Source organism: Streptomyces sp. SID1328 (genome assembly GCF_009865595.1).
GTDB classification, from domain to species: Bacteria; Actinomycetota; Actinomycetes; order Streptomycetales; family Streptomycetaceae; genus Streptomyces; species Streptomyces griseoluteus.
In genome coordinates this window covers 1-2,483 of sequence record NZ_WWKH01000287.1, presented here as the reverse complement: position 1 = coordinate 2,483, position 2,483 = coordinate 1, and the positions used below count along the sequence as shown (strand labels likewise).

Sequence of the window (2,483 nt, the reverse complement as noted above, 5' to 3'; positions counted from 1 at the left end):
ACGCGCCGCTGGTCGCACTGCTGGACGTGGCGGGCATCCGGGAGTCGGCGGCGGCCCTGCGCGCGGCGTTCGACGCGGTGGTGGCGCCGGGCACCCCGGTGCTGCACGCCTTCGCGGTGAAGGCGGCCCCGCTGGTGCCCGTACTGAGCCTGCTGCACGCGGCCGGCCTGGGCGCAGAGGCGGCGAGCCCCGGTGAGCTGGCCCTCGCCCGCGCGGCCGGGGTGCCCGCCTCGCGGACCGTGCTCGACTCCCCCGCCAAGACGCCCGGCGAGCTGCGCGAGGCACTGGCACTGGGAGTCGCCGTCAACGCGGACAACCCGCAGGAGCTGGCCCGTATCGACGCCCTGGTGGCGGCCGGGGTCACCCGGTCCCCGCTCGGCATCCGGGTGAACCCCCAGGTGGGTGGCGGGACCATCGGGGCGACCTCCACGGCGACGCCGACCTCGAAGTTCGGGGTGGCGCTGCTGGACGAGGGGGCCAGGGAGTGGGTGGTGCGGGCGTACCTGGAGCGGCCCTGGCTGACCCGGCTGCACGCGCACACCGGCTCGCAGGGCATCCCGCTGCCGCTGATGGCGCGGGGCGTGGTGGAGGCGTACGCGCTGGCGGAAGAGGTCAACGAGCGGGCCGGACGGCGCCAGATCGACACCCTGGACATCGGCGGCGGGCTGCCGGTCGACTTCACGGCCGAGGCGACCGCGCCGACGTACGCGGACTACGCCCGGCTGCTGGCCGCCGAGGTGCCGGGGCTGTTCGACGGGCGGTACGGCCTGGTCACCGAGTTCGGCCGGTCGCTGCTGGCCAAGCACGGCACGGTGCTGGCCCGGGTGGAGTACGCCAAGAGCGCGGGCGGCCGGCGGATCGCGGTGACGCACGCGGGCGTGCAGGTGGCCGCGCGGACGGTGTACGCCCCCGCGCAGTGGCCGCTGCGGGTCGCCGCGTACGACGCCGAGGGTCTGCCCAAGTCCGGGCCGGAGGTGGTGCAGGATGTGGCGGGGCCGGCCTGTTTCTCCGGGGACCTGCTCGCCGAGGGACGTTCGCTGCCCGTGCTGGAGCAGGGCGACCTGGCGGCCGTGCTGGACACCGGGGCCTACTACTTCGCCCACCACTACTCGTACAACTCCCTTGCGCGGCCGGGCATTTACGGTTTCGTGCCGGACGGGGCCGGGGGCGTGGAGTTCGCGGTGGTGCGCGAGCCGCAGACGGTGGCGGAGATCGTGGCCGAGTCCGGAGGGGCGCGCGCGGACGCGCTCACCACCCTGGACGCGCTCGGGAGCCGTTGACACCGGAAGTCCACGCGGAGGACAAAGGCCCTGGACAAAGGGTCCGACTTCCGTGCAACGCAGGCCAATCGGCCCAGGTTAGTGCGCCGGACGCACGTTCCAACGGAAAATGCCAAAGCCCTCACCCGTCACGCACACGTTGCGTAGTGTCAGTGTCACTGAGCCGGAGACCCAGGCGGGGAGGGGAGCCCACGGTGCCCGGAATCGACGAATGCTTACTGGAAGCCATGCGGCTGCCCGGCGCCCGGGGGGCGGCGCTGGTGGACTGGACCAGCGGGCTGGCCCTCGGGACGGTCGGCGAGGCGCCCGGCGGTGACCACGAGACCACGGCCGCCGAGGCCGCCGAACTGGCCCGGCTGGCAGCCGAGCACGGCGCCTTCTCGGCCGGGGAGAGCGAGGACGGGCGGCCACCCGTCGAGGACGTGATCGTCAGCAACCACGACAGCTATCACCTGCTGCGGTTCGTGGACACGTCCTTCGACAGCAGCGTCTTCCTCCATCTGTGGGTGGGCCGCGCGGAGGGCAATCTCGCACTCGCCCGGATCAGGCTCGGCGAGATGGCCGACCGGCTGGTGCTGGGATGACCGTGGTGGACATACCCCCGCCGCTGCCCGTGCGGGACCGGAGCGACCAGCGCGACGTGGCGGCGGGCGCCCTGTCCCCGATGCTCAGACGGCTGGCGGAGGAAGAGGCCACCGGCGTCCTCGTCCGCGAGCACGGCACGCTCTACCTGGCCCAGGGCAGAGTGGTGCACGCCGAGAGTCCGCTCGCCCCCGGCCTCGGCGTGCTCCTCACCGCCCACGGCACCCTCGCGGCGACCGCCTGGCAGCGCGCCACCGCGCACTCCACGAGCCCCGCGGACGCCGCCACGCTGCTGCTCGACGCCCGCCTGCTCCCCGAGGGGGCGCTGGAGCTGTGCCACCTGGACGCGCTGTACGACGCCGGGTACTTCGCCCTGGCGCCGAGCAGCACACCGGGCCGGTTCCGCTACGACGGCGCGCCCCGGCTGGGCCCGCTGCCCTCGGTGCCGGTGGTGTCGCTGGAGCGGGAGACGCTGCGCCGGCGCCTGCTGCTGCACCGGCTCTGGCCCGACCCGGCCGCCGACAGCGCCCCGTTGATCCGGGCCGACCCGGCGGGCGCGGCCCAGGTCCCGCCCCGCCGCCGGGCGGTGCTGGAGCGGGTGGACGGGGTCCGTACCGCGCT

Annotated in this window: 3 protein-coding genes; all 3 read left to right on the top strand. The window is 74.8% G+C overall.

Annotation, left to right across the window (positions count from 1 at the left end):
• Positions 1-1,280: diaminopimelate decarboxylase (locus GT030_RS08760; protein ID WP_161200607.1), on the top strand; the 1,280-nt coding region annotated here is incomplete at its 5' end.
• A 194-nt stretch (positions 1,281-1,474) separates the two neighbouring features.
• Positions 1,475-1,864 (top strand): hypothetical protein, encoded by a 390-nt coding sequence (locus tag GT030_RS08755; RefSeq protein ID WP_078858580.1) that lies wholly within the window; start codon positions 1,475-1,477, stop codon positions 1,862-1,864.
• Positions 1,861-2,483: transcriptional regulator (locus GT030_RS08750; RefSeq protein WP_161200606.1), on the top strand; the 623-nt coding region annotated here is incomplete at its 3' end. The genes GT030_RS08755 and GT030_RS08750, both read left to right, overlap by 4 nt.